Origin of the sequence: Devosia sediminis, from assembly GCF_016411825.1 — a bacterium.
GTDB classification, from domain to species: Bacteria; Pseudomonadota; Alphaproteobacteria; order Rhizobiales; family Devosiaceae; genus Devosia; species Devosia sediminis.
In genome coordinates, this window is record NZ_JAEKMH010000003.1 from 20,628 (window position 1) to 44,534 (window position 23,907).

Below are 23,907 nucleotides of genomic sequence, written 5' to 3' on the forward strand. Positions count from 1 at the left end.
GACGCTCGAAGAGGCCTGCGTGGCGCGCGGCATGCGCATGACCGACCAGCGCCGCACCATTGCCCGGGTCATCGAGGAAGCGTCCGACCACCCGGACGTGGAAGAGCTCTATCGCCGCGCCTCGGCGCTCGATCCGCGCATTTCCCTGTCCACCGTCTATCGCACAGTCAATCTCTTTGAAGAGGCGGGGCTGGTCACCAAGCACGATTTCAAGGACGGTCGCGCCCGTTTCGAGCTGATCCCCGACGAGCACCACGATCATCTGATCGATATCCGCTCGGGCACGGTGATCGAGTTCCGCAACGAGGAGATCGAGGCCATTCAGGAAGTCATCGCCAAGCGCCTCGGCTACAAGCTGGTCGATCACCGGCTCGAACTCTATGCGGTGCCGCTCAGCGACAAGGCCAAGAAGGACGTGCCGACCAAATGATCTTCAGGATCCTGTTTTTCCTGGTTGTCTTCATTCCCTTCATGCTGGTGGTGATCCCGCTCCAGGCGCTCATCCTGCTGCTGCGCCTTCCAGGCTGGAATGTGCTGCCGCGTCTTTTCCACCGCGTCGGCTGCGTCTTCCTGGGGCTCAGGGTCACGGTGATCGGTCAGCCATCCACCGGAAGGCCCACGCTCCTCGTCTCCAACCACGTGTCCTGGACCGATATCGTCGCCATCGGTTCGGTGGCCGACGTGACCTTCGTGGCCAAGCGCGAAGTGGGCAAGTGGCCCTTCGTGGGCATGATGGCCGACCTGCAGCGCACCATCTATGTCGACCGCACGCGGCGCTCCGATGCCGGCCGCACCGCCGAGGCCATGGGCCGCCACATGGCCGGCAACAATGCCGTGCTGCTGTTTGCCGAGGGCCAGTCCGATATCGGCACCCATGTCCTGCCCTTCCGCTCGGCGCTGATCGGGGCGGCGCAGCACGCCATGATCGAGGCCGGGGCCGGCGACGTGCTGATCCAGCCGCTCACCATCGCCTATACCAGGCTCCAGGGCCTGCCGGTCAGCCGCAACGAGCGCTCGCTGATCGCCTGGATCAAGTCCAAGTCGGTCAAGCAGAACGTGCTCGAAATTCTCTCCGGCCCGGTCAAGGATATCACCGTGGCCTTTGGCACGCCCATGTCGCTCAGCGCCCGGGACGATCGCAAGGCCGTCAGCAAGGCCGCCGAAAACCAGGTGCGCGCCATGCTGGTGGCGCTCAACCGCGGCGGCGCTTTGCCGCTCGCCGGCGAATCCTCGCAAGTTTAGCAGTTAAGCCTAACAGGCGATCCGGCTTCCCCGGTTAACCTCCCGTTAGCTATGACAGCCTCCGGATAAGTACGGAGACGGTCCATGGTCTGGGAACTGGTGGCGATCTGGGCGATCGTGGGCGCGACGTTTTGGTGGTTCCTGCGCGACGAGCGCCGCCGCCTCGGCCTTGATCGCCTCGCCGAGCAGGCCCGGGTTTTTGCCACCGGCCCGCAATGGCGCCATGGCGCCCCGCCGCTCCGGCGCGAACCGTCCGAACCGGCGTCGCGTGATCTTACCGACGTACAGCGCCGCTTTCTGGAAGAATTGCGCCGTCAGCGGCAGCGATAGGGGCTAGCCCGCCACCGGGCCCATATGCTGCTTGAGGCGGCCCACGATATCGGCCGCCTTGACCATCAGGCCGAGCTCGATGTCCTCGTCGCTCATGCCGGCGCTGATATCCATCCATACCGGCACCATGATTTCATGGCGGATTTCCTGCCCGCCGATGGTTTCGGTCAGTACGGCTTTGACCTTGCCGGTCATACGCTCCGAAAGTGTGGGATGGGGCTGGCGTTCGGCCAGGGCGATGTCGATCAATTCAAGGCTCATAACTGGCTCCGGAGAGCCCCCATGGCCAGACTGAGCCCTGGTGGTTCACCGAGTCTTAACGTGGCCATCCCCTCAGGGTTTCTCCACAGGGGCAGCGAAACTACGATTGTTGCCGATTGGCATCAGAAGCCGGCGGCGGGCGGAAGGGCGCTAGACACGCACGGCGTGTTCGACGCGGCCCAGGTCACCAAAGACCCGTAGATAGCGCGCGATCTCTGATTTGTCACCCGTGGCCTTGGCGGGATTGTCCGAAAGCTTGACCGCCGGCCGCCCATTGGCCTCGCTCACCTTGGCGACGATGGAAATCGGCTTGAGGCCCGGATTTGGCGCCGGGGCGCAATCCTCAAAATCATTGGTGAGATTGGTGCCCCAGCCAAAGCTCATGCGCACCTTGCCGTCAAAATGGAGGTACGCTTCCTCGATCATGTCGACGTCGAGCCCGTCCGAAAAGATCAGCAGTTTTTCGCGCGGGTCGCGGCCGCGGCTTTTCCAGAAGTCGATGATCTTCTCGCCGCCCTCAATGGCCGGGGCGCTGTCGGGACGGAAACCGGTCCAGTCGGCCACCCAGTCGGGCGCATCGCGCAGGAACGCGTCGGTGCCGAAGGCGTCGGGCAGGACGATGAGCAGGTTGCCCCCGTAATAGCTCTTCCAGTCCTGCAGCACGCGGTAGGGGGCCTCGCGCAATTCCTCGTCGGACCGGGCCAGCGCCGCCAGCACCATGGGCAGCTCATGCGCATTGGTCCCCAGCGCCTCGAGATCGTTGTCCATGGCCAGCTTCACATTGGACGTGCCGGTGAGGTTGGCGCCGATGCCTTCCTTGAGCGCCTCGACGCACCAGCGCTGCCAGAGGAAGGAGTGGCGGCGGCGGGTGCCGAAATCGGAAATTTTCAGCTCCGGCAGCTTCTGCAGCCGCTCGACCTTTTCCCACATCTTGGCCTTGGCGCGGGCATAGAGCACGTCCAGCGTGAACGGCCCATAGGCCTTCATCGCCGCGCGCGAGCGCAACTCGTTGATGATGGCCAGCGCCGGGATTTCCCACATCGTGGTCTCGACCCAGAGGCCCGGAAATTCCAGTACAAACTGGCCGTCGCGCTTCTCGAGGCGATAATCCGGGAGCTGAAAGTTTTCCAGCCAGCGCAGGAAGCCGGGCTGAAAAATCTGCTTGGAGCCGTAGAAGGTATTGCCCGCCAGCCAGATCATCTCTTTTTTCGAAAAGCGCAGCGTGCGGCAATGGTCGAGCTGGGCGCGCAGCTCGTCGATGTCGATCTCGTCGGCCAGGCGCACCGAGGTGGTGCGGTTGATGAGGCTGAAGGTGGCGTCGACCTTGGGATAGAGCCCCCAGATCATCTGCAGCATCAGCAGCTTGTAGAAGTCCGTGTCGAGCAGGCTGCGGATGATCGGATCGAGCTTGAACGTGTGGTTGTAAACCCGCCGGGCAATATCGGTATAGGTGGCCATGAAAGTCCCCAAAGCGCGGTGGCTTTGTAGCGCGGCCGACCGCCCGATGGAAAGCTCCGAGCCGTGCCGAGGGCAAATTCGCTCCAGTGGAGCGAATTTAGGCGAGGAGGCCATGAGCGCTCAGCGCGAATGGCTTGCGGACAAAGGGTTCGGTGCGAGACTGGGGCAGGTGGTCGCCACCCCACAATGCCGTCCTCGGACTTGATCCGAGGACCAGTCAGGACGCCCGCAGGCCTTGCGGCTGGCCCTCGGGTCGCGCCCGAGGGCGGCCTGGTGGTTGGGCATGCTGATTGCTAGTTGTCGGACCCCAATTGAAACCGCTCGAACCGTCCCAGTTCCGCGTCGATCGCCGCCTTTGTCTCCGCGCCGGGCTCCTCTAGTGCGGTCCATTTCTGGATCAGCAGCTTGCCCGCCTGCCGGTCGGTCTTGAGATCGGCCACGGCCGCGACGCGGTCGTCGACCAGGACGGGCAGGGCGAAATAGCCGTATTTGCGCTTGGCCTGGGGCACATAGGCCTCGAAAACATGGTCATAGCCGAACATCAGCTTGAGGCGCTTGCGCTGGATGATCAGCGGATCGAAGGGCGAGAGGATGTGGACGCGATTGGCCCCATCAGGAGCGACAGTATCGAGCGCTTCCGGGGTCGCCCAATGCGGCACCTTTTCGGCGCCTTCGATGCTGACCGGCACCAGCAGGCGCCGCTTCACCCGCGCCTCGATGAGCTCGTGCACCGCCTTCTTTGCCGGTGCATTGAGGTGGCAGATGGAATCGATGCTCACGACACCCTGGCTGCGCAGCGCCCGGTCGAGCAGATAGGCCGTCACCTGCCGCTCGGTGGCGGGTCGGGGATTGGCCGCCCAGCCGAAATGCCTGGCGATGAGGTCATAGGTCTTGACCATGCCCTGGCGCGCCGAAATGGTCACGAGTCCCTGGTAGAACATCAGTTGCAGCACCCGCTTGGAGGGCTTGCGGCTGGCCCAGGGATGGGTCTTGTCGACCAGCTCGTCGTCGTCGATGTCGCGGATGGAGAGCGGCCCCTCGTTTCGGAGGCGTTTGGCCATGGCGCTGACTTCAGCCTTGGTCACCGAGCCGAACCAGGCGCTGGGCTTGTCCCGATAGACCTTCATCGCCGGCACGAAATAGGAGAGGTCGGCGCTGGACACATAGCTCAGCGCATGGGTCCAGTATTCGAACACCGACTTGTCCGCCGATTGTAGCGCCGCGAGGTCGCTGCGCCGATAGTCCGGAATGCGGGAGTAAAGGATGTGATGGTGGCAGCGCTCGATGACGTTGATCGTGTCGATCTGCACATAGCCCAACTGCTCGATGGCCGCCTGGCTCGCCGCGGGGCCGGCGCCGAAAGGCGCGGCCTCGTCGAGGCGCTGCGCCCGCATCCAGATGGCGCGGGCCTGTCGTGTAGTGATGGAAACGGGCTTTTTCGGCACGGCTGATTCCTGTGGGATGACGCTCACGATGTCAGATCAGGGACGTGTGTCAAAGCCGGTCAGCAGCGCGCCATAACGCGTCGCCCAAGCAATATTGCGTTTGTCATGCATCGAATTGGCCCGCCGCGCATTGGCCCGAATGTACTGCGGAGGGCGGCTATGTACGAAGACACCGAAAAATTCGTCGATATGGATTTCGAGCAGAGCGTGCGCAAGGCCGCGTACCATCTGTGGGAAGCCGACGGCCGGCCCTTCGGCCGCGAAAAGGACTACTGGTTCCGCGCCATTGAAAAGCTGATGGCCGAACGAAGCCAGGCCCAGCCGTCTGACACCGAACCGGCCAACGGCTACAACGGCGCCCAGCAGCAGCATTGAGGCGTCGAAGGGTCAGAGACGCTTTTTGGCGAAAGCTCTACCCGATGCAGTCTTGAGGTATCGCTCAAAGTTGCGTGTCCGGCTTTCGTCCTCGAACGCCAGATAGGTCTTTATGGCCCAGGGCGCGAATTTTGATGTGTGCGTCACGGCACCGGAATTGTGCGTCGCCAATCGGGATCTCAGATCGAGGGTGGTGCCGACGTAGTGCCGCTCAGGATCGACGAGACTGCGCAGGATATAGACATACTGCATCGTGAGCCCCCTTGCAGTGGAAGCTATACGTTGTCAGCGGGGTAGCGCCAGATACGGCCGTGGTCCGGCTTCGTTGCCTTGGGCAACTACGCCGCGACAGCCTTCGCAAATTTCAGCATGATCTTCGTGGAAGCCTCGAGGGCTTGCCGAGCCGAAGCTGCAGAGCAGCGAAGGCTGGTGGAGCCAAGCGGGATCGAACCGCTGACCTCTTGCATGCCATGCAAGCGCTCTCCCAGCTGAGCTATGGCCCCATCCGGACAAGGCGGCGAAACGCTGGCCTTGCGGTAGTTTTGGGTTCGTCCGGGGCGTTGCCCGTCCGAAGCGAGGCGGAACCTATTGGATGAAATCGGCTCGCGCAAGTGCCTAAATGACACTTTTTTGTCCCGCCGGGAAAAACCCGTCCCCGGCGGAAAAAATACAGTCAGATCAACGGTCTTCGTCGTCGCCGACGTCAAAGCCGAGGCCGTCGTCTTCGTCTTCGTCTTCCTCGAGGAACACGTCTTCCTCATCGTCGCCGAGCTCTTCGTCGACCTCGACATCTTCCACGTCATCGGGAACTTCGTCGCCGCTCTCCTCGGCGTCGGCTTCCTCGAGGCTGACGATTTCGGGGCCTGCGGTTTCCTCGACCTCGTCTTCTTCTTCCTGCTCGTCCTCGTCATCGATCTTGCGAGCGGTGGCAGGGCTGACCTTGCCGGCCATCTGTTCGAAGAAGGACCGCGGATAGCTCTTGCCGGTATAGGGCGAGACGATCGGGTCCATGTTGAGGTCGTAGAACTTCTTGCCGGTATCGGGATCGGTCCGCTTGGTACCGCGTTCGTTGGCCATCTCTCATGCCTTCTCGAAAATGGAGATTTCGGGCGCGCTTAGCCGCGTGTGCCCAATTCGGTCAGTTCGGTTATGGGCAAAGCCCGATCCTGTCAAACGCAAAATGCGCTCGGGGCGGGTCCGGTTGCCATGCCGGGTCCTGCCGCTCCGTCGTCTGACCCCTTGCCCTCGCCACGCCGCGCCGCTAGTCCCATGGCAAAGAGCAACCAAGAGGCACGCCATGATCATCGCCGTTGACGGACCCGCCGCCTCGGGCAAGGGCACGCTGGCCTCGGGCCTGGCCCGTCACTATGGTCTGCCCCATCTCGATACGGGCCTGCTCTACCGGGCCGTGGGCCTGGCTTCGGCTGCTGCCGTGGACGGACCCGATCTTGAGCCGACCGCCATTGCCGCGGCGCGCTCGCTCGATGCCGGCCAGCTCACCGATCTCGATGCCCTGACCGCGGCCGAAACCGGCGTCCTCGCCTCCAAGGTTGCGGTGATCGCCGAGGTGCGGGCGGCCCTATTCGATTTCCAGCGCAATTTCGCCCTCCAGCCGGGCGGCGCGGTGCTCGACGGGCGCGATATCGGCACGAAAATCTGCCCCGACGCGGATGCGAAGCTGTTCATCCAGGCCGACAGCAAGGCGCGCATGGAGCGCCGGGCGCGGCAGTTGGAGGCGCGCGGCGTCGCGGTGGATCGCTATGCGCTGTTCCACCAGATCGAGGAACGCGACGCGCGCGACATGCTCAACCCCAATGGCGGCTTCTATCCTGCCCCGGATGCGCACTTGCTTGATACCACGCTTATGGGTATAGAGGCCGCACTCCGCGCTGCCATCGCGGTTGTCGAGACGGCCCTGGCGCTCAAGGCAGGGGGGCAAAGCCCCTCCTAATTTCCTCCTTGGGTCCTGTCGGTCGAGGCAATCGAACAAGCGTTGGCCCGGACCGACTAAGCAAATTCTCCTGTCAGTGAAGCGGTGCTCCGTGCGCCGGCCTTGGCATTTGTGCTGAGGCGGACCCGCATTCAGGCAGGATTTAACCCCCTAACCACCGGCGCACCGGAGAAATGATTTGGCACAGCAGACTGTGACGAAAGACGATTTTGAATCGATGCTTCTCGACTCCTTTGTCGACAACGATGCCGCCGAAGGCAACGTCGTCAAGGGCCGCGTCGTCGCCATCGAAAAGGACCTCGCGATCATCGACGTGGGTCTCAAGACTGAAGGCCGCGTGCCGCTGAAGGAATTCGGCCAGGCCGGCCGCGACGGCACCATCGCCGTCGGCTCGGAAGTGGAAGTCTATGTCGACCGCGTCGAGAACGCTGCCGGCGAGGCCGTCCTCAGCCGCGAGAAGGCCCGCCGGGAAGAGAGCTGGGTCAAGCTCGAAGAGAAGTACAACGCCAATGAGCGCGTTGAAGGCACCATCTTCAACCAGGTCAAGGGTGGTTTCACCGTCGACCTCGAAGGCGCCGTGGCCTTCCTGCCGCGTTCGCAGGTCGATATCCGTCCGATCCGCGACATCGCGCCGCTCATGAACGTGCCGCAGCCCTTCCAGATCCTCAAGATGGACAAGCGTCGCGGCAATATCGTCGTTTCGCGCCGTGCCATTCTCGAAGAATCGCGCGCCGAACAGCGTTCGGAAATCGTCCAGCAGCTCGAAGAGGGCCAGGTGGTCGATGGCGTGGTCAAGAACATCACCGACTACGGTGCGTTCGTTGACCTGGGCGGTATCGACGGCCTGCTGCATGTCACCGACATTGCATGGCGCCGCGTCAACCACCCGTCCGAAGTGCTCACCATCGGCGAGACCATCAAGGTCCAGATCGTGCGCATCAACCACGAGTCGCACCGCATCAGCCTGGGCATGAAGCAGCTCCAGGCCGATCCGTGGGAAGGCATCGAGGCCAAGTACCCGATCAACGCCAAGTTCACCGGCCGCGTGACCAACATCACCGACTACGGTGCCTTCGTCGAGCTCGAGCCGGGCATCGAAGGCCTGATCCACGTCTCGGAAATGAGCTGGACCAAGAAGAACGTCCATCCGGGCAAGATCGTCTCGACCTCGCAGGAAGTCGATGTCGTCGTGCTCGAAGTCGATCCGGACAAGCGCCGCATCTCGCTTGGCCTCAAGCAGACCCTGCAGAACCCGTGGGAAGCCTTTGCCGAGAAGAACCCGGTCGGCTCCACCATCGAAGGCGAAGTCAAGAACAAGACCGAATTCGGTCTGTTCATTGGCCTCGAAGGCGATGTGGACGGCATGGTTCACCTCTCCGACCTCGACTGGCAGAAGTCGGGTGAAGTGGCGCTGGACGACTACAACCGTGGCGACATGGTTAAGGCCAAGGTTCTCGACGTCGATGTCGAGAAGGAACGTATCTCGCTCGGCATCAAGCAGCTCGCTGCCGATGACCTGGCCGACACCGGTTCGTCCGATGGCTCGGGCCTGCGCAAGAACGCCGTGGTCACCACCGAAGTCGTGGAAGTCAACGATGGCGGCATCGAAGTGCGCATCGCCGACAGCGACGTGACCGCCTTCATTCGCCGCGCCGACCTCAGCCGCGACCGCAACGACCAGCGCCCCGAGCGCTTCGCCAAGGGCGACAAGGTCGATGCCCGCGTCACCCAGTACGACCGCAAGACCGGCCGCATCCAGCTCTCGATCAAGGCGCTTGAAATCGCCGAGGAACGTGAAGCCGTGGCCAATTTCGGTTCGTCCGACTCGGGCGCTTCGCTCGGCGACATCCTGGGCGCTGCCCTCAAGGGTCGCGACGAGAAGTAAGCGTTCCGCGCTTGATGCAAACCCTTCGACCCGCGCCACCAGGCGCGGGTCGTTTCGTTCGATGAGATGACAATGATGCAGTTCCGAGACGTCGCCTGGCGGGCCATGAGCGGCTACGACTTCCCCGCCATGTTCGAGATCGCCAATCGCGTGCATCCGGGCTTCTTCGAGGCCGAGGCGGTGCTGGCCGAAAAATTCGAGCTCTACCGCAATGGCTGCTACCTGCTCGAAGTCTCGGAGAAGCCGGCCGGCTATGTGTTGAGCCATCCCTGGAAACGCGGCAGCCTGCCCGCGCTCAACGCCCTTCTTGGCGCGCTGCCCGACCACGCCGATACCTACTACATCCACGACCTCGCGCTCTTGCCGCTGACCCGCGGCGTGGGTGCGGCGGGGCAGATCGTGGCGGCCCTCACCAAGCACGCCGTGGCCATGGGCTATCCCACGATGAGCCTCGTGGCCGTCAACAACTCGCTGCCCTTCTGGGAAAAGCAGGGTTTCGCCGTGGAGGAGCGGCCCGAACTGGCCGACAAGCTCGCCGCCTATGAGGCGAATGCACGCTATATGGTCAAGACGCTCGACTAGCTTGCCTTGACGGGCCGCTGCCGCTACCTCAGGAGACGTCCGAGGAGCCTGCCGTGACCGATCCCAGCCCGCACGAATATCTTGCCGCCGACCGCTATCGCCGTTCGCGCGGGCTCTGGCGCATCCTCGCGCTGTTGGCCGCCGTGGTCGCGGTCCTGGCGCTGGTGGGGCGCTTTGCCTTTGCCGAGCAGACCGGGGGTGAGCGGGTTGCACGCCTCGTGGTCTCGGGCACCATCACCACCGACCCTGAGCGCTCGAAGGCCATCGACGACCTCATCGAGGACGATGCTGTACGAGCCGTCATCGTCGCCATCAATTCGCCCGGCGGCACCACGGCGGGTGGCGAAGAACTCTACGAGGACCTGCGGCGGCTGGCTGAAGCCAAGCCCGTGGTTTCGACCATCGACGAGCTCGGTGCCTCGGCCGCCTATATGACTGCCATCGCCACCGACCGCATCTTTGCCCGGCGCCTTTCGATCGTCGGCTCGATCGGCGTGCTCTACCAGCATGTCAATGCCGGCAAGCTGCTCGAAACCATCGGCGTCGACCTCGACAAGGTGGCCTCAGGCCCGCTCAAGGCCGAGCCTGATTTCGACGAGCCGCTGGTGGGCGAGGTTCGCGCCTCCCTGACGGAACTGGTGGAGGACAGCTTTGCCTGGTTCGTCGACATCGTGGCCGAGCGCCGCGGCCTCACGCGACCGGCCACCCTGGCTCTGGCCGATGGCCGGATCATGACCGGCCGGTCCGGCATCGAGGCCGGGCTCATCGACGCCATTGGCGGCGAATACGAGGCGCTGGCCTGGCTGGCCGCCGAACATGGCCTCGACGCCGATATCCCCGTGGTCACCGCCTGGCCGCCCGAGAGTGGCGAGTTCAACTGGATCGGCGACCTCCTGGGCTCTTCGGTGCGCCGCGCCATCGGCCTTGGTGGGGAAGGGACTGTCATGCTTGACGGTTTGGTCTCGCTTTGGCAGGTTGATGGCACCCAATGACATGGGGACATGGGTGATTACCGGAGCCTTTGATGATCAAGTCTGAACTTGTCGAAAAGCTCGCCGCGGAGAACCCGCATCTGTTCCAGCGTGACATCGAGAACATCGTCAACGCCATCCTCGACGAGATCGGGGACGCCATGGCGCGGGGCGATCGGGTGGAACTCCGTGGTTTCGGCGCCTTTTCGGTGAAGAATCGCCCGGCGCGTGTGGGACGCAACCCGCGCACCGGCGAGCAGGTCGATGTGGGCGAGAAATACGTGCCGCAGTTCAAGGCCGGCAAGGAAATCCGCGAGCGGCTCAACCGCTCGTAAGCCTGCCAAGCATAGGACCGGGGCCCAGGCGGGCTCCACTGGACGCTCAATGGTCAACAAAATCGTCGGCTGGCTGGTTCTGGTGCCGCTTTGCGCTTTGCTGATCGCTTTTGCGCTGGCCAATCGCCATCTGGTCAGCGTCAATCTCAATCCCTTCGTGCCGGTCCTCGAAAGCGACGCGGCCGGCTATGGCGTGCCGCTTTTCGTGGTGCTCTACGTGGTGCTGCTGATCGGCGTGCTCCTGGGCGGCATTGCCAGCTGGTTCGCGCAAGGACCCCATCGGCGCAGTGAAAAGCACTGGCGGCGCGAGGCCCAGCACCTGGGCCAGGAGCTCGAAACCCAGCGCCGTCGCAATGGCGAGGCCCGCGCCACCACCCATGGCGATGTCGATGATCTGCTGGAACTGCGATGATGGACGGCGCAGTACGGCTTGCCCCATCCTGTTCGTCCCGTTGAGCCTAAATCTACCATGGCCGATCCCTTGATCGTCAAAATCTGCGGCATCAAGACCTATGACATGCTGGACGTGGCCATTGCGGCCGGCGCCGACATGGTGGGCTTCATGCATTTCCCGCGCTCGCCGCGCCATGTTTCGATCGACGAGCTGGGCGGGCTGATTTCGGCCGCCCGCGGCAGGATCGAAAGCTGCGTGGTGCTGGTCAATCCGGACAATTCCAGCGTTGCCGAAGTTGCGGCCCTCGGTCCCGACTGGATCCAGCTCCATGGCCCGGAAACACCGCACCGGGTGGAAGCCATCCGCGCCGAGGCCGGGGTCGAGATCATGAAGGCCCTGCCCATCGGCGCCGCCGAGGACGTGGCCCATGTCGCCGATTTCACCGAAGTCGCCGATCGCGTCCTGCTCGATGCCAAGCCGCCAAAGGGCGCCGACCGGCCGGGGGGCCTGGGCGAAAGTTTTGACTGGAGCCTCCTCAAGGCCCTGGACCCTGCTATTCCCTTTATGCTCTCGGGCGGGCTTACGCCCGACAATGTGGCCGAGGCCATCCGCTCGGTGAGACCGCTCGGCGTCGACGTCTCCTCGGGCGTCGAGCGTGCCCCCGGCGTCAAGGATCGTCGGCTCATAGAAGCCTTCATCCGCAACGCCAGGGCCGCAAGCTGACTTGCCAGTGATGGCCCGGAGGTCTTAAGGAGACCGCATGGCGAGCGTGCCCGGCCTCATTCCCTCTGGCATGAGATCGGGACGCCCGGAATGAGGTCCTGCCCTGGACTTCCGGAGGACGATGGTTTGACGACGCAAAACACCAATTCCCTGCGCAACGGTCCGGACGAGCACGGCCGCTTCGGCATCTATGGCGGCCGCTTTGTGGCCGAGACGCTGATGCCGCTGATCCTCGATCTCGAAAAGGAATATCGCGCCGCCAAGGCCGATCCGGCCTATGCCGCCGAGCTGCAGGACCTTGCCGTCCACTATACCGGCCGCCCCAGCCCGCTCTATTTCGCCGAGCGCCTGACCGAGCATCTGGGCGGCGCAAAAGTGTGGCTCAAGCGCGAAGAGCTCAACCACACCGGTTCGCACAAGATCAACAATTGCCTGGGGCAGATCCTCCTCGCCAGGCGCATGGGCAAGACCCGCGTCATCGCCGAGACCGGCGCCGGCCAGCATGGCGTCGCCACCGCTACGGTCTGCGCCAAGTTCGACCTGCCCTGCACCATTTTCATGGGCGCCACCGACGTCGAGCGGCAGATGCCCAATGTCCTGCGCATGAAGATGCTGGGCGCCGAAGTCCGCCCGGTCACCGCCGGCGCCGGCACGCTCAAGGACGCCATGAACGAGGCCCTGCGCGACTGGGTCACCAATGTGGACTCTACCTATTACCTGATCGGAACGGCGGCGGGCCCGCATCCCTATCCGGAAATGGTGCGTGATTTTCAGTCGGTCATCGGCACCGAACTCAAGGAACAGTTCCGCCAGGCCGAGGGCAAGCTGCCGGATGCGGTGGTCGCCTGCGTCGGCGGCGGCTCCAATGCCATCGGCACGTTCCACGCTTTCCTCGATGATCCCGAAGTCGCCATCTATGGCGCAGAAGCGGGCGGGCACGGCATCGAGGTCGAAAACGGCCACGCCGCCTCGATGACCGGCGGCCGCCCCGGCGTTCTCCATGGCAACCGCACCTATCTCCTGCAGGACAGCGACGGCCAGATCCTCGAGGGCCATTCGATTTCGGCCGGTCTCGACTATCCCGGCGTCGGCCCGGAACATTCCTGGCTCCACGACACCAAGCGCGTCACCTATGTGCCGATCACCGACAAGGAGGCGCTCGACGCCTTCCAGCTTCTGACGCGCACCGAAGGCATCATCCCGGCGCTGGAATCGGCCCATGGCCTGGCGCAGGTCGTCAAACTCGCCCCCACCATGGGCAAGGACCAGTCGGTCGTCCTCTGCCTGTCCGGTCGGGGCGACAAGGACGTCGAAAGCGTCGGCAAATATCTGGGGCTGTTGAAGTGACCCACCGCATCCATTTCACCTCTCCCTCTGGGGGAGAGGTCGGCGCAACGCGCCGGGTGAGGGGGCCTTCCCCCGTTCCTTCCAGAAATCATCCTTCAGGGGCCATCGCATGACCACCCGTATCGATGCCCGCTTTGCCCAGTGCAAGGCCGAGAACCGCCCCGCTTTCGTCACCTATGTCATGGGCGGCGATCCGGACCTCGCCACCAGCCAGGCGATTCTGAATGCCCTGCCGCAGGCCGGCGCTGACGTCATCGAGCTCGGCCTACCCTTTTCCGACCCCATGGCCGATGGCGTCGTCATCCAGATGGCGGCGCAGCGGGCTTTGGCGCAAGGCCAGACGCTGCTCGGCGTGCTCGGCATGGTGGAAGAGTTCCGCCGCAAGGACGACACCACGCCGATCGTCATGATGGGCTATTACAACCCCATCTATTCCTTTGGCGTCGAGCGCTTCATTGCTGCGGCCAGGGAAGCGGGCGTCGACGGCCTGATCATCGTCGACCTGCCGGCCGAGGAAGATGACGAGCTCTGCATTCCGGCGCTTAAGGCCGGGCTCAACTTCATCCGCTTGACCACGCCCACCACCGATGACAGGCGCCTGCCTGTGGTGCTCGAAAACACCTCGGGCTTTGTCTACTACGTCTCGATGACCGGCATTACCGGCGCCGCCATCAAGTCCCGCGCCGCGGTGGGCGAGGCGGTGCAGCGCATCAAGAGCCATACCGACCTGCCTGTCGCCGTCGGCTTCGGCATCAAGACGGCCGAGGATGCCGAGGAAATCGGCAAGTATTCCGATGGCGTCGTGGTCGGCACGGTGCTGGTCGATGCAGTGGCGAAAACCCTTGTCGATGGCAAGGCCACCGACAAGACCGTCGCCGCGGTGCGCGACCTCGTCGCCGACATTGCAGCCGGGGTGATGCGGGCGCGGGGGTAAGCCTGGGAGGGTTCCCCCTCTCCCCTTGTGGGAGTGCGTGCCCGCAGGGCGGGTGAGGGGCCTGACCTCCCGTTTATCGTCATTGCCCGGCTTGACCGGGCAATCCATGGACCACCCGGTCAAGCCGGGTGGTGACGCAAGCCGGGAATGTGGATTGCGCCTCGGCATCTTTGCCCTCGCTCCCATCCCCTGATAAGAATTGCCACAATTGACGACTACGGAACCGGCAAAAGGTTCCCCGCGAAAGGCCGCGCCATGAACTGGATCGACAATTTCGTCCGCCCCAAAATCCGTTCCTTCCTCTCCAACAAGCGGGAAACGCCGGAAAATCTCTGGGTCAAGGATCCGGAATCGGGCGAGATGGTGTTCTATCGCGATCTCGAGGCCAATCAGTGGGTCGTGCCCAATTCGGGCTACCACATGAAGATCAAGCCGGTGGACCGGCTCGCCACCTTCCTCGACGATGGCAAGTACGATCTGGTGCCGGTGCCATCGGCGCCGCAGGACCCGCTGAAATTCCGCGCGCAGAAGCGCTATGTCGACCAGCTCAAGGAAAACCGCGCCAAGACCGGCTATGAAGATGCCGTGCTGGTGGCAACCGGCAAGCTCTACGAGCGCGCCGTGACCGTCGCCGTGCAGGATTTCGACTTCCTTGCCGGCTCGCTCGGCATGGCCGCGGGGCAGGGGATCATCACCGGCCTCGAAACCGCGGTGCGCCTCAAGACCCCATTCATCCTCTTCGTCGCCTCGGGCGGCGCGCGCATGCAGGAGGGCGTCCTCGGCCTCATGCAGATGCCGCGTACGACGGTGGCCGTGCTGCGCCTGCGCGAAGCGGGCCTGCCCTTCTTCGTGGTGCTGACCAATCCGACCACCGGTGGCGTCACCGCCTCCTATGCCATGATCGGCGACGTGCACCTGGCCGAGCCAGGCGCCCTTATCGGTTTTGCCGGCCAGCGCGTCATCGAGCAGACCATCCGCGAAAAGCTACCCAAGGGCTTCCAGCGCTCGGAATATCTCTACAGCCACGGCATGGTCGACATGGTCGTCCACCGCCACAACCTCCGGTCGACCATCGGCTCGCTGGCCGCCATTCTCACCAATGCGCCGCCCAATGATGCCATTGCGGCGAGCACGGCCAAGGCCATCACCGCACAGGCCAGCCTGCGCGATGCCGCCGTCGCGGCCGAGGCCGATGACGACGAGATCGACCCGCCGGCCGCTGCTGCCCACGCCGAATAGGCCAGGCTCACAGGCTGCGGGCTGGACATGTCCACCCCGCGCCTGATCTAACCGGGCATGGACAAAAGCGCCCGATTCCCTGATGTGATGCTGCTCGCGGCCGGGCTCGGCACGCGCCTGCGCCCCATCACCGAAACCGTGCCCAAGCCGCTGGTGCCGGTGGCGGGTACGCCGCTGATCGAGCGCATCATCGCCAATGCCAGGGCCGAAGGCGCGACGCGTTTTGTCGCCAATGCCCATTATCGCGCCGATCAGCTGCTGGCCCATTTCGGGGGGCTCCTCAAGGTCAATCGCGAGGCCGAATTGCTGGGCACAGGCGGCGGGGTCAAGGCGGCGCTGCCCATGCTCCATTCCGACCCGTTCTTCGTCATGAATACCGACGCCTTCTGGCCCCCGGGCAGCGATGCGCCCCTGGCGCGGATGCAGGCGCGCTATGCGAGGCCTGATGACATCGTGCTGCTCTGCGTGCAGCCGCATCGCGCCACTGGCTTTGGCCGCAGCCACGATTTCTGCCTCGATCCCATGGGCCAGATCACCCTCGATTATGGCGCGCCGGTCATCTATGCCGGCGTCGCGCTGATGGCCAAGGGGCTCTTCGCCGATACCCCCGACGGCGCCTTTTCCCTCAATCGCCTGTTCGAGGCGGCGCTGGAGCGCGAGACGCTGAAAGGCGTCGTGCTCGACGCCCCCTGGTTCCATGTCGGTGACCCCTCGGCGCTGGAAGCGGCCCAGGCCGCCCTCAAGCCATGAACCTCTATTCCATCGCTCCGCATACGCCCTTCCTCCATTGCCTCGTCGAGGCGGTGATGGATGGTCGCCTCCTGGGCGGTTGGGACAGGACCGGTCCGTTCTGGCTGTCCGATGTCACCATCATCCTGCCCACGCGCCGCGCCCAGGATCGGCTGGCCGATGCCTTTGCCGCCCATCCTGATTTCACCGGCGCGCTGCCCGATCTCCGGACCTTTGGCGGCGAGGCGGGCGATGAAGAACCGTTCCTGCCGCCTTTCGACGCCGCCCCGCTGCCGGGACGCGCTTCGGGCCTGCAACGCCGTTTGAAGCTGTCGAGCCTCGTTGCCGCCTGGGCCCATACCAGCGAGGGCCGGCAGGCCTTCGCGACGCCGCCGACCGCGGCCGAAATCTTTTCCATGGCCGACTCGCTGGGCATGCTGATCGACGATCTCGCCATCGAGGAACGCAGCCCCGCCGATGTCGCAGGCCTTGGCGCGGGCATGGCGCAGGAGCTGGGCGATTATTGGCAGCAGACACTGAAATTCCTCGGCATCGCGCTCGACGCCTGGCCAGCCTGGCTCGCTGACCAGGGCCTTGCCGATGCCGCCCAACTGCGCGGACTGCGGCTCGATCGGCAGGCAGGGGCGGCAGGGTTTCTTTATGGCGATCGCCCGGTCATCGCTGCCGGTTCAACCGGCTCCATTCCGGCCACCGCACGGTTGCTGGGCACGATCGCGACTCTGCCGCGCGGCGCCGTGGTGCTGCCCGGGCTCGATCTCGACATCACGCCACCCATGCACGAGGCCCTGCTCGATCCGCTGGCCAACGCCCATGGCCATCCGCAATATGGTCTGGCGCAACTGCTCCGGCGCTTCGGCGCGGGTGTCGGGCAGGTGACCGAACTCTGTGCCGCCGATCATCCCCGCACGCGCCTCGTCAACCTGGCGCTGGCGCCCACGGCACAGACGGCCCTCTGGTCGGAGCAGCGCTTTGACGCCACAACGCTATCAGCAGCGCTTGACGGCGTTTCCATCATCCGCGCCCGCAACGAAGACGATGAAGCCCGCGCCATGGCGCTGGCAGGCCGCGCCGCGCTCGAAAACGGCAAGAGTGTCGGCATCATCACGCCCGACCGCAACCTTGCCCGCCGCATTGCCGCCGAGCTCAAACGCTTCGATATCGTCGTCGACGACGCCGCGGGCACGCCGCTCTATCACGCCCCGGCCGGCCGTCTGGCCCGGCAGGTCCTTAATCTCGTCGAGGGTGGTTGCGCTGCGGTCGATCTCCTGGCGCTCTTGCGCAATCGCGCGACCACGCTGGGCAGCGAGCGCGGCGCGTTGCTCGCCCTGGCCGACGACATAGACCTGGGCCTCCTGCGCGGGCAGCGCCCCGCGCCGGGCATGGCGGGGCTGCGTTCCATCCTCGCCGCGCATCTGGCCGGCACTCTCAACCGCCCCGCGCGAAAACTCTCGCCCGCACGCGGCGCCGAGATAAGTGCCCTGTTCGACCGGCTCGAAACGGCCATCGCGCCCCTCGTTGCTCTGCGGGAGCGCCCCGACCTACCTGCTTCGGACCTGGCCCGGGCCCTGGGTGCAGCCCTGGAGGCCATCAGCCCCGATGCGTCCCTTGCCGGCGGCGCGGAGCTGGCCGCCTGGGTCGACAGCATGGCGACCCTCGCCGGCGAGGGCTATCGCTTTTCGCCATTCGGGCTCGACGATGTGCTGGCGGCGCTGATGACCGGCATCGAGGTCCGCCACCGCGTGCCCGAGGATCGGCGTACCGACATCGCTATCTGGGGCCAGCTCGAAGCGCGGCTGATGAGCCCGGATGTGCTGATCCTCGGTGCTCTCAACGAGGACAAGTGGCCGGGCGCCGCCGATCCGGGCCCGTGGCTCAGCCGGGGCATGCGCCTGGGCGCGGGCCTGGAGCCGCCCGAGCGCCAGCAGGGCCTCGCCGCGCATGACTTTGCGCAAGGGCTGGGCAATGCCGAGGTCATCCTCGCCTACGCCGACCGCGTCGGCTCGAGCCCCTCACTGCCGTCGCGCCTCCTGCAGCGCCTCGATGCCTTTATCGGCGAAGATGCCAGCCAGGCGCTGCGCGCACGCGGCCAGGGCTGGCTCGACGCGGCGCGTCGGGTCGACGCCGTGGCCAGCGTAGAACCGGCCCCGCGGCCAGTCCCCAATCCGCCCGTGCATATGCGGCCGCGAAAGCTCTCGGTCACCGAGGTCGAAACGCTGATGCGCTCGCCCTATGATCTTTATGCCAAGCATGTGCTGCGCCTGAGGCCGCTCGATGCCTTGGGCGAAGATCCCGATGCCCGCGAACGCGGCACCATCATCCACGCTATCTTCGCCCGCTTTGTCGACGAGAACCACGATCCCGCCGATCCGGGCGCCTTCGAGCGGCTGATCGAGATCGCCAACGAGGAGTTCGCCGGGCTCGACGCCATCGGCGAACGCCGCGACATCTGGCTCAAGCGCTTTGCCACCGCCGCCGCCCAGTTCCTCGAATTCGAGCAGGGACGCGCCCATCGCGTGCTCCGGCGCCGCGCCGAAGTGGACGGGCGCTGGGACCTGAAACTCCCCGAGCCCTTCGCCATTACCGGCCAGGCCGACCGCGTCGACCTGCTCCATGACGGGACCCTCGAAATCCTCGATTTCAAGACCGGATCGCCCCCGAGCCCGGGCACGATGCGGGCTTTCGAAGCGCCGCAATTGCCGGTCGAGGCGCTGATGGCCGTCCATGGCGGCCTTCGCGACGTCGCCCCGGCCAAGACCAGCGCCCTCACCTATATCAAGATCGGGCTCGGGCCCGATGCCTTCAAGCCGAGCGGCTTTGCCCTGCCCGAGGGGATGAGCGTCAGCGACGTGGCCGACGAAGTGTTCCGGCGCATGCAGTTGCAGATCGACTATTTCCTCCTGCGCCAGCATCCGCTGCCCTCGCGCCTGCTGCCGGTCAAGGGCCAGCGCTTCGCCGGCGCCTATGACCATCTGGCGCGGGTCGCCGAATGGACGGCGGTGGACGGCGAGGAGGAGCCATGAGCCGCGGCGCCCTGCAGATCCCCGCCGATACCAGGCACAGCCAAGCCCTGGCCAGCGACCCATCCATGTCCATCTGGGTGGAGGCCAATGCCGGCTCGGGCAAGACCTTCGTGCTCACCAACCGGGTGCTGCGCCTGCTCCTCTCTGGCGTCAAACCGCAATCCATCCTCTGCCTCACCTATACCAAGGCGGCCGCCGCCGAAATGCGCAAGCGCGTCGGCGAAAGGCTGGCCGCCTGGGCCGTGGATGACGAGAAGGATCTGCGCGAAAAGCTCCGCGACCTGACCGGCAGCGAGCCTTCGCCACGCCAGGTCGAGGACGCCCGCACCCTCTTTGCCAAGGCGCTGGAAACCCCCGGGGGTCTCCGCATCCTCACCATCCACGCCTATTGCGAGGCGGTGCTGCATCGCTTCCCGATCGAGGCCGGCGTGCCCTTCGACTTCGCCGTCATCGAGGACGATCAGCAGGCCAATATGCTGCTCGCCGCCCGCGAAACCGTGCTCGCCGATGGCCTGCGGGGTGGCGCCAATGCCGAGGCGGTCGAAACCCTGTTCGGCGTGCTCAGCGACCACGCCATTACCGAGGCCATCGGCGCCGCGCTGGGCGAAGGCGCACGGCTCAAATCCGTGCTCTCCGATATCGGGGGCGCCAAGGCCCGGTTGCGCCGTCTCGTCGGCGTCACCGGCAGCACCGCCGACATTGCCCGCTCCATCGTCGAAGACACCGCCCTCACCCGCGCCGTGTGGCAGGACATTGTCGGGAGTTTCGATCCTGATCCGGCCAGGACCCGCGGCGCCCGCTTCATCGATCTCGTCGCCCGGCTCGATCCGGATCGTTTGAGCGCTTCCCAACTCTGTGATCTCTTCGTCACCACGGACAAGGACAAGGTCAAGCAGCCGCGCGCCAACCTCCTCAATGCCGACCAGCGCAAGCAGCGCCCGCTGTTGCAACCGCTGCTCGAGGGCGAGCGCAACCGCGTCTTCGCGCTCGAGGCGCAACTGGCCGGCGCGCTTCTTGTCGAGCGCAGCGAGGCAGTGCTCGATGTCGTGGCAGCCATTGCCGCGCGCTACGAGGACGACAAGCGCCGTCACGCGCTGCTCGACTTCGACGACCTCATCGAAAAGCTGGGCGATCTCTTCGCCAATGCGAGCATCGGTCCCTGGGTGCAATACAAGCTCGATGCCGGCATCGACCATATCCTCGTCGATGAAAGCCAGGACACCAACGAGCAGCAATGGCGCGTGGTGCGGGCCCTGGCCGAGGAATTCTTCACCGGCGCCGGAGCGGTGACGCGGCCCCGCTCGATCTTTGCCGTGGGTGACCAGAAACAGTCGATCTATTCCTTCCAGGGCGCCCAGCCGGCTTTGTTCGGCACCACCGGCAAGGACATGGCGCGCCGCGCCGCCCATGCCGAAAAGCCGTTCCAGAGCGTGCGCCTGCATACGAGCTTCCGCACGCTCAAGGGCATTCTCGATGCCGTCGACCTCGTCTGCGACCGGGCCGACATCCAGAAGGCGCTCCTCTCGGAAGACAAGGTGATCCACCAGCCGGCGCGGGTACAGCCGGGCGGCACGGTGACGCTGTGGCCACCGGTGCAGGAGGAAAAGGGTAGTCGCGACGCATCGGCCTGGCCGGTGGCGGTGGTCGAGGCCGAGCGCAGCGCCAACCGGCTCGTTGCCCAGCGCATTGCCCGCGAAATCCGAGGCTGGATCGACAGCGGCCGGGTCCTGGGCGAGCGCGGACGCGCCGTCAGCGCCGACGACGTGCTGATCCTGGTCCAGAAGCGCGGGCCGCTGTTCCAGGAAATCATCCGCGCCCTCCGGGGCGAAGACCTCGCGACCCCCGGCGCCGACCGGCTGGCCGTCACCGGCCATATTGCCGTGCTCGACCTCTTGGCGCTGATCGACGTGCTGCTCAATCCGGCCGATGACCTGCAACTGGCTTCGCTGTTGCGCTCGCCGCTCTTCGACATCGACGAGGACGACCTCCTCGCCCTGGCCCAGCCGCGCGCGCCCGGGCAGACCCTGTGGTCAGCGCTGTCAGGCTCGACCATGCCCAGGGCCGTGGACGCTGCCGCGCGCCTCGGGCGCTGGCGCACCGAACTCGACATGGAACGGCCGTTCGAATTCCTGTCCGGCGTGCTCTATGCCGGGGATGGCCTCAAGCGCTTCCATGCCCGGCTCGGCGGCGAAGTCGACGATGTGCTGTCCGAACTGCTCGATCTGGCCCTTGCCCATGAACAGGGCGCGCAACCCTCCCTGCAGGGCTTTGCCGCCGAGATGCGCCGCCGCGCCGTCACCATCAAGCGCGAACTGGCGGAGAGCGGCGCTGGTGTGCGGGTGATGACCGTGCATGGCGCCAAGGGGCTCGAGGCGCCGATCGTCATCCTGGCCGACGCTACCGCCAAGCCCATTGGTCGCCAGACCGGCAAATGCGTCTATGTGATCGACAAGGCGCCTGGCCCGCTGCTGATCCATGCTGCATCCAGAAGCCAGCACGTCCCCGCGACCACGGCGTTGCGCCAGGGGACGGACGAAGCGCTGGCCGAGGAATATTGGCGCCGGCTCTATGTCGCCATGACCCGCGCCGAGGACGAGCTCTATGTCACCGGTGCGCTGGGCGCCGGTTCGAGCGCCGAATCCCAGCTCACCGCGACTTGGTATGAAGCCATAGAAACCGGTCTCGCCGAGCGCGCCCAGCCGGTTTTCGACGCTGCCGGCGCCGAAATTTCCCGCGTCTTCCCCGAGGCCGTGCCGCCGCGGTTCGGAACTGCCGCCGCACCCCGGGCCCGGCCCGGCGAACCGCCGGCCTTTTCGCCGGTCCAGCCGCCCCGGCGCGTGCCCCTGGTCCGCCCCTCCTATGCCGGCAGCGCGGACCGGCTGACCGTGCTGGAAACCAAGGCCGAGGCGGTTCGCGATGCCGAGGCGGCGCGGCGCGAGGGCATTGCGCTCCATGCCCTCTTGCAGCATCTGGGCCGGGTCGACCGGGCGGATTGGTCCCGCGTGGCGCCGCGCGCACTGGAAGTGCTGCTGCCCGATCATGCGGATCAGCATGTGCGCGTGGCCGGCAAGGCCATCTCCATCCTGTCGCGGCCCGAACTTGGTCGCCTTTTCGGACCCGCCAGCCGCGCCGAACTGCCGTTCCGGGTCGATGTGCTTCACCAGCAGCAGCCGGCTCTGCTCAGCGGCCGCATCGACCGCGTCGTGGTTGACGGAGACGGCGTGCTGGTGGTCGACTATAAATCCGACGCAAGCGTACCCGTGTCTCCCGACGCGGTGGCGGGGAACTATCTCACGCAGGTCGGATTGTATGCACTGGTTGCAAGCCAGCTCTTCCCCGGACGGCCCGTACGGGCGGCGATCCTCTGGACAGAGTTGGAATCGTTGATGAATCTGCCGAGCGAGCTGTTGGACGCGGCCCGCTCGGATTTCACCCTCAGGTGATCGGACTTGTCGCAAGGCTGGACTCTCACCAGCTTTGGGAGCAAACAGACCGCCGCCTCCGGACCGGGACATTTCGTTGCGGGCCGGACTACTATTCCGTCGCACCACGTGCATGAGGCCAGGGGCCTCACACCGGCTGCAGCAGACCAAAAAGGCATGAAAACCATGACCAAAGCCGTTTCCGAAGCCAATTTCGGCCAGGAAGTCCTGAGCTCCAGCGAACCCGTCCTCGTTGATTTCTGGGCCGAATGGTGCGGCCCGTGCCGCGCCATCGCGCCGGTGCTGGACGAGCTGTCCTCCGAGCTCGCGGGCAAGGTGAAGATCGTCAAGCTCAATGTCGACGAAAACCCGGGCCTCGCCGCCCAGTATGGCGTGCGCTCCATCCCCACCATGATCCTGTTCAAGGGTGGTGCGGCCGCGGACATGAAGATCGGCGCCGGCACGCCCAAGGCGGGCCTCACCAAATGGCTCGAAAGCCACGCCGCCTGATCCAGGGCCGCTATTCGACTTCAAAACACCGCCGGAGCGATCCGGCGGTGTTTTTGTTTGTTCTTCCCTTCTCCCTTCTCCCCATGCGGGAGAAGGCGCCCAAAGAGACGAAACCATGAGAGCTATCCTCGAATGGCCGCGGCCATGGTTGGGGCACCCCCACCCTTGATCCCTCCCCACAAGGGGAGGGAGACGATGAACATTGGCGTTTCGGTCCTGCGCCTCCCTCCCCTTGATGGGGAGGGAATGAGGGTGGGGTGACCCCAGGCACTCCACGCCAAAGAAAACTACGCCTGCTGCTACGCGCAAAAATCCATCTCTTTCCCCCGCCGCCGTCCTCCCTTAGCGTCATCGTCCAATGCCGATGGAGGAATGCATGGCGCTCAGCGTGACGGATGCGAATTTTGATCAGGAAGTGCTGGCTTCGGAGAGGCCGGTGCTGGTGGATTTCTGGGCCGAATGGTGCCCGCCCTGCAAGGCCATGTCGCCCACCATCGATGCCCTGGCCGAGGAACTGGCCATGTCGGTCAAAATCGTCAAGCTTGATGTCGACAGCAATCCCGGCATCACCGTCCAGTACAATGTCCGCTCCATGCCGACGCTGATCCTCTTCAAGAATGGCAAGCCGGTCGACTTCAAGGTCGGTGCCGGGCAGAGCCGGGTGCAACTGGTCAAGTGGATCGAGCAGCACGCCGCCTGAGCGCGTTGATCACTCGCCGCCTTTGTTTCAATC

At 65.1% G+C, this 23,907-nt stretch carries 24 protein-coding genes and 1 tRNA gene; 19 read left to right on the forward strand and 6 right to left on the reverse strand.

Annotation, left to right across the window (positions count from 1 at the left end; all coding sequences use genetic code 11):
• Positions 1 to 31: 31 nt before the first annotated feature.
• The 3 genes from JEQ47_RS13160 (at position 32) to JEQ47_RS13170 (ending at position 1,572) form a co-directional block, all read left to right on the forward strand.
• Entirely contained in the window at positions 32 to 430 is a 399-nt protein-coding gene (locus JEQ47_RS13160; protein ID WP_198877353.1) for a Fur family transcriptional regulator, read from the forward strand.
• Positions 427 to 1,242 carry a lysophospholipid acyltransferase family protein gene (locus JEQ47_RS13165; protein ID WP_198876905.1) on the forward strand — a complete coding sequence of 272 codons (816 nt, stop codon included), beginning with the start codon at positions 427 to 429 and terminating at the stop codon, positions 1,240 to 1,242. Before JEQ47_RS13160 ends, JEQ47_RS13165 begins: the two co-directional genes overlap by 4 nt.
• 84 nt (positions 1,243 to 1,326) lie before the next feature.
• Positions 1,327 to 1,572 (forward strand): hypothetical protein, encoded by a 246-nt coding sequence (locus tag JEQ47_RS13170; RefSeq protein WP_198876906.1) that lies wholly within the window; start codon positions 1,327 to 1,329, stop codon positions 1,570 to 1,572.
• A gap of 3 nt (positions 1,573 to 1,575) precedes the next feature.
• Here JEQ47_RS13170 and JEQ47_RS13175 read toward each other — a convergent pair whose 3' ends face one another.
• From JEQ47_RS13175 to JEQ47_RS13185, 3 genes are all read right to left on the reverse strand, one after another.
• On the reverse strand, positions 1,576 to 1,833 hold the full coding sequence (locus JEQ47_RS13175) for a hypothetical protein (protein ID WP_198876907.1): 258 nt from the start codon (positions 1,831 to 1,833) through the stop codon (positions 1,576 to 1,578).
• A gap of 150 nt (positions 1,834 to 1,983) precedes the next feature.
• A complete protein-coding gene (gene pncB / locus JEQ47_RS13180; RefSeq protein ID WP_198876908.1) occupies positions 1,984 to 3,291 on the reverse strand; it encodes a nicotinate phosphoribosyltransferase in 1,308 nt (435 codons plus the stop codon).
• 293 nt (positions 3,292 to 3,584) lie between these two features.
• The gene (locus JEQ47_RS13185) at positions 3,585 to 4,685 is read right to left on the reverse strand and encodes a winged helix-turn-helix domain-containing protein (RefSeq protein ID WP_198877354.1); all 1,101 of its coding nucleotides are present in this window, start codon (positions 4,683 to 4,685) and stop codon (positions 3,585 to 3,587) included.
• 210 nt (positions 4,686 to 4,895) lie between these two features.
• Between JEQ47_RS13185 and JEQ47_RS13190 the strand changes: the two genes are divergently transcribed.
• Positions 4,896 to 5,111 carry a DUF2934 domain-containing protein gene (locus tag JEQ47_RS13190; protein ID WP_198876909.1) on the forward strand — a complete coding sequence of 72 codons (216 nt, stop codon included), beginning with the start codon at positions 4,896 to 4,898 and terminating at the stop codon, positions 5,109 to 5,111.
• Between the two features lie 12 nt (positions 5,112 to 5,123).
• Here the strand turns inward: JEQ47_RS13190 and JEQ47_RS13195 are convergent, their stop codons facing one another.
• The 3 genes from JEQ47_RS13195 to JEQ47_RS13205 all read right to left on the reverse strand — a co-directional run bounded on the left by JEQ47_RS13195 (position 5,124) and on the right by JEQ47_RS13205 (position 6,188).
• Positions 5,124 to 5,363, reverse strand: a complete 240-nt coding sequence (locus JEQ47_RS13195; protein ID WP_198876910.1) for a GIY-YIG nuclease family protein — start codon at positions 5,361 to 5,363, stop codon at positions 5,124 to 5,126.
• Between the two features lie 175 nt (positions 5,364 to 5,538).
• Positions 5,539 to 5,614, reverse strand: a tRNA-Ala gene (locus JEQ47_RS13200).
• Between the two features lie 175 nt (positions 5,615 to 5,789).
• A complete protein-coding gene (locus JEQ47_RS13205) occupies positions 5,790 to 6,188 on the reverse strand; it encodes a TIGR02300 family protein (protein ID WP_198876911.1) in 399 nt (132 codons plus the stop codon).
• A 220-nt stretch (positions 6,189 to 6,408) separates the two neighbouring features.
• On the opposite strand from JEQ47_RS13205, the gene JEQ47_RS13210 reads away from it, so the two are divergent.
• From JEQ47_RS13210 to trxA (JEQ47_RS13280), 15 genes are all read left to right on the forward strand, one after another.
• Positions 6,409 to 7,062, forward strand: coding sequence for a (d)CMP kinase (locus tag JEQ47_RS13210; RefSeq protein WP_198876912.1), 654 nt, complete (start codon positions 6,409 to 6,411; stop codon positions 7,060 to 7,062).
• A 178-nt stretch (positions 7,063 to 7,240) separates the two neighbouring features.
• Positions 7,241 to 8,947 carry a 30S ribosomal protein S1 gene (gene rpsA, locus JEQ47_RS13215; protein ID WP_198876913.1) on the forward strand — a complete coding sequence of 569 codons (1,707 nt, stop codon included), beginning with the start codon at positions 7,241 to 7,243 and terminating at the stop codon, positions 8,945 to 8,947.
• Between the two features lie 75 nt (positions 8,948 to 9,022).
• Complete coding sequence (locus tag JEQ47_RS13220; protein WP_407931787.1) at positions 9,023 to 9,529, forward strand: GNAT family N-acetyltransferase; 507 nt, start codon at positions 9,023 to 9,025, stop codon at positions 9,527 to 9,529.
• A gap of 53 nt (positions 9,530 to 9,582) precedes the next feature.
• Complete coding sequence (gene sppA, locus JEQ47_RS13225; RefSeq protein ID WP_198876915.1) at positions 9,583 to 10,521, forward strand: signal peptide peptidase SppA; 939 nt, start codon at positions 9,583 to 9,585, stop codon at positions 10,519 to 10,521.
• Positions 10,522 to 10,553: 32 nt separating this feature from the next.
• The gene (locus JEQ47_RS13230; protein ID WP_035099264.1) at positions 10,554 to 10,835 is read left to right on the forward strand and encodes an integration host factor subunit beta; all 282 of its coding nucleotides are present in this window, start codon (positions 10,554 to 10,556) and stop codon (positions 10,833 to 10,835) included.
• 49 nt (positions 10,836 to 10,884) lie between these two features.
• The gene (locus tag JEQ47_RS13235; RefSeq protein WP_198876916.1) at positions 10,885 to 11,247 is read left to right on the forward strand and encodes a lipopolysaccharide assembly protein LapA domain-containing protein; all 363 of its coding nucleotides are present in this window, start codon (positions 10,885 to 10,887) and stop codon (positions 11,245 to 11,247) included.
• Between the two features lie 57 nt (positions 11,248 to 11,304).
• On the forward strand, positions 11,305 to 11,952 hold the full coding sequence (locus JEQ47_RS13240) for a phosphoribosylanthranilate isomerase (RefSeq protein ID WP_198876917.1): 648 nt from the start codon (positions 11,305 to 11,307) through the stop codon (positions 11,950 to 11,952).
• Between the two features lie 126 nt (positions 11,953 to 12,078).
• Entirely contained in the window at positions 12,079 to 13,299 is a 1,221-nt protein-coding gene (gene trpB, locus JEQ47_RS13245; RefSeq protein ID WP_236020874.1) for a tryptophan synthase subunit beta, read from the forward strand.
• A gap of 109 nt (positions 13,300 to 13,408) precedes the next feature.
• Positions 13,409 to 14,233: a tryptophan synthase subunit alpha gene (gene trpA / locus JEQ47_RS13250; RefSeq protein ID WP_198876919.1), complete on the forward strand. Its 825-nt coding sequence runs from the start codon at positions 13,409 to 13,411 to the stop codon at positions 14,231 to 14,233.
• 255 nt (positions 14,234 to 14,488) lie between these two features.
• Positions 14,489 to 15,472, forward strand: a complete 984-nt coding sequence (locus JEQ47_RS13255) for an acetyl-CoA carboxylase carboxyltransferase subunit beta (RefSeq protein WP_198876920.1) — start codon at positions 14,489 to 14,491, stop codon at positions 15,470 to 15,472.
• 57 nt (positions 15,473 to 15,529) lie between these two features.
• Positions 15,530 to 16,222 carry a nucleotidyltransferase family protein gene (locus tag JEQ47_RS13260; protein WP_198876921.1) on the forward strand — a complete coding sequence of 231 codons (693 nt, stop codon included), beginning with the start codon at positions 15,530 to 15,532 and terminating at the stop codon, positions 16,220 to 16,222.
• A complete protein-coding gene (gene addB / locus JEQ47_RS13265; RefSeq protein WP_198876922.1) occupies positions 16,219 to 19,242 on the forward strand; it encodes a double-strand break repair protein AddB in 3,024 nt (1,007 codons plus the stop codon). Before JEQ47_RS13260 ends, addB begins: the two co-directional genes overlap by 4 nt.
• Positions 19,239 to 22,685, forward strand: a complete 3,447-nt coding sequence (gene addA, locus JEQ47_RS13270) for a double-strand break repair helicase AddA (RefSeq protein ID WP_198876923.1) — start codon at positions 19,239 to 19,241, stop codon at positions 22,683 to 22,685. Before addB ends, addA begins: the two co-directional genes overlap by 4 nt.
• Before the next feature lie 165 nt (positions 22,686 to 22,850).
• Positions 22,851 to 23,174, forward strand: coding sequence for a thioredoxin (gene trxA / locus JEQ47_RS13275; protein ID WP_198876924.1), 324 nt, complete (start codon positions 22,851 to 22,853; stop codon positions 23,172 to 23,174).
• Positions 23,175 to 23,550: 376 nt separating this feature from the next.
• Entirely contained in the window at positions 23,551 to 23,874 is a 324-nt protein-coding gene (gene trxA, locus JEQ47_RS13280) for a thioredoxin (protein ID WP_198876925.1), read from the forward strand.
• Positions 23,875 to 23,907: the final 33 nt, after the last annotated feature.

Excerpts from the sequence above, each read along its gene's own strand:
- JEQ47_RS13260 (WP_198876921.1), top strand. The coding sequence starts at position 15,530 with ATGGACAAAAGCGCCCGATTCCCTGATGTGATGCTGCTCGCGGCCGGG.
- trxA (WP_198876925.1), top strand. The coding sequence starts at position 23,551 with ATGGCGCTCAGCGTGACGGATGCGAATTTTGATCAGGAAGTGCTGGCT.
- JEQ47_RS13185 (WP_198877354.1), bottom strand. The coding sequence starts at position 4,685 with ATGCGGGCGCAGCGCCTCGACGAGGCCGCGCCTTTCGGCGCCGGCCCC.
- JEQ47_RS13195 (WP_198876910.1), bottom strand. The coding sequence starts at position 5,363 with ATGCAGTATGTCTATATCCTGCGCAGTCTCGTCGATCCTGAGCGGCAC.
- pncB (WP_198876908.1), bottom strand. The coding sequence starts at position 3,291 with ATGGCCACCTATACCGATATTGCCCGGCGGGTTTACAACCACACGTTC.
- JEQ47_RS13235 (WP_198876916.1), top strand. The coding sequence starts at position 10,885 with ATGGTCAACAAAATCGTCGGCTGGCTGGTTCTGGTGCCGCTTTGCGCT.
- JEQ47_RS13175 (WP_198876907.1), bottom strand. The coding sequence starts at position 1,833 with ATGAGCCTTGAATTGATCGACATCGCCCTGGCCGAACGCCAGCCCCAT.
- JEQ47_RS13170 (WP_198876906.1), top strand. The coding sequence starts at position 1,327 with ATGGTCTGGGAACTGGTGGCGATCTGGGCGATCGTGGGCGCGACGTTT.
- JEQ47_RS13240 (WP_198876917.1), top strand. The coding sequence starts at position 11,305 with ATGGCCGATCCCTTGATCGTCAAAATCTGCGGCATCAAGACCTATGAC.
- JEQ47_RS13210 (WP_198876912.1), top strand. The coding sequence starts at position 6,409 with ATGATCATCGCCGTTGACGGACCCGCCGCCTCGGGCAAGGGCACGCTG.
- trxA (WP_198876924.1), top strand. The coding sequence starts at position 22,851 with ATGACCAAAGCCGTTTCCGAAGCCAATTTCGGCCAGGAAGTCCTGAGC.
- JEQ47_RS13255 (WP_198876920.1), top strand. The coding sequence starts at position 14,489 with ATGAACTGGATCGACAATTTCGTCCGCCCCAAAATCCGTTCCTTCCTC.
- addA (WP_198876923.1), top strand. The coding sequence starts at position 19,239 with ATGAGCCGCGGCGCCCTGCAGATCCCCGCCGATACCAGGCACAGCCAA.
- JEQ47_RS13230 (WP_035099264.1), top strand. The coding sequence starts at position 10,554 with ATGATCAAGTCTGAACTTGTCGAAAAGCTCGCCGCGGAGAACCCGCAT.
- trpA (WP_198876919.1), top strand. The coding sequence starts at position 13,409 with ATGACCACCCGTATCGATGCCCGCTTTGCCCAGTGCAAGGCCGAGAAC.
- addB (WP_198876922.1), top strand. The coding sequence starts at position 16,219 with ATGAACCTCTATTCCATCGCTCCGCATACGCCCTTCCTCCATTGCCTC.
- JEQ47_RS13190 (WP_198876909.1), top strand. The coding sequence starts at position 4,896 with ATGTACGAAGACACCGAAAAATTCGTCGATATGGATTTCGAGCAGAGC.
- JEQ47_RS13220 (WP_407931787.1), top strand. The coding sequence starts at position 9,023 with ATGCAGTTCCGAGACGTCGCCTGGCGGGCCATGAGCGGCTACGACTTC.
- JEQ47_RS13165 (WP_198876905.1), top strand. The coding sequence starts at position 427 with ATGATCTTCAGGATCCTGTTTTTCCTGGTTGTCTTCATTCCCTTCATG.
- JEQ47_RS13160 (WP_198877353.1), top strand. The coding sequence starts at position 32 with ATGCGCATGACCGACCAGCGCCGCACCATTGCCCGGGTCATCGAGGAA.
- JEQ47_RS13205 (WP_198876911.1), bottom strand. The coding sequence starts at position 6,188 with ATGGCCAACGAACGCGGTACCAAGCGGACCGATCCCGATACCGGCAAG.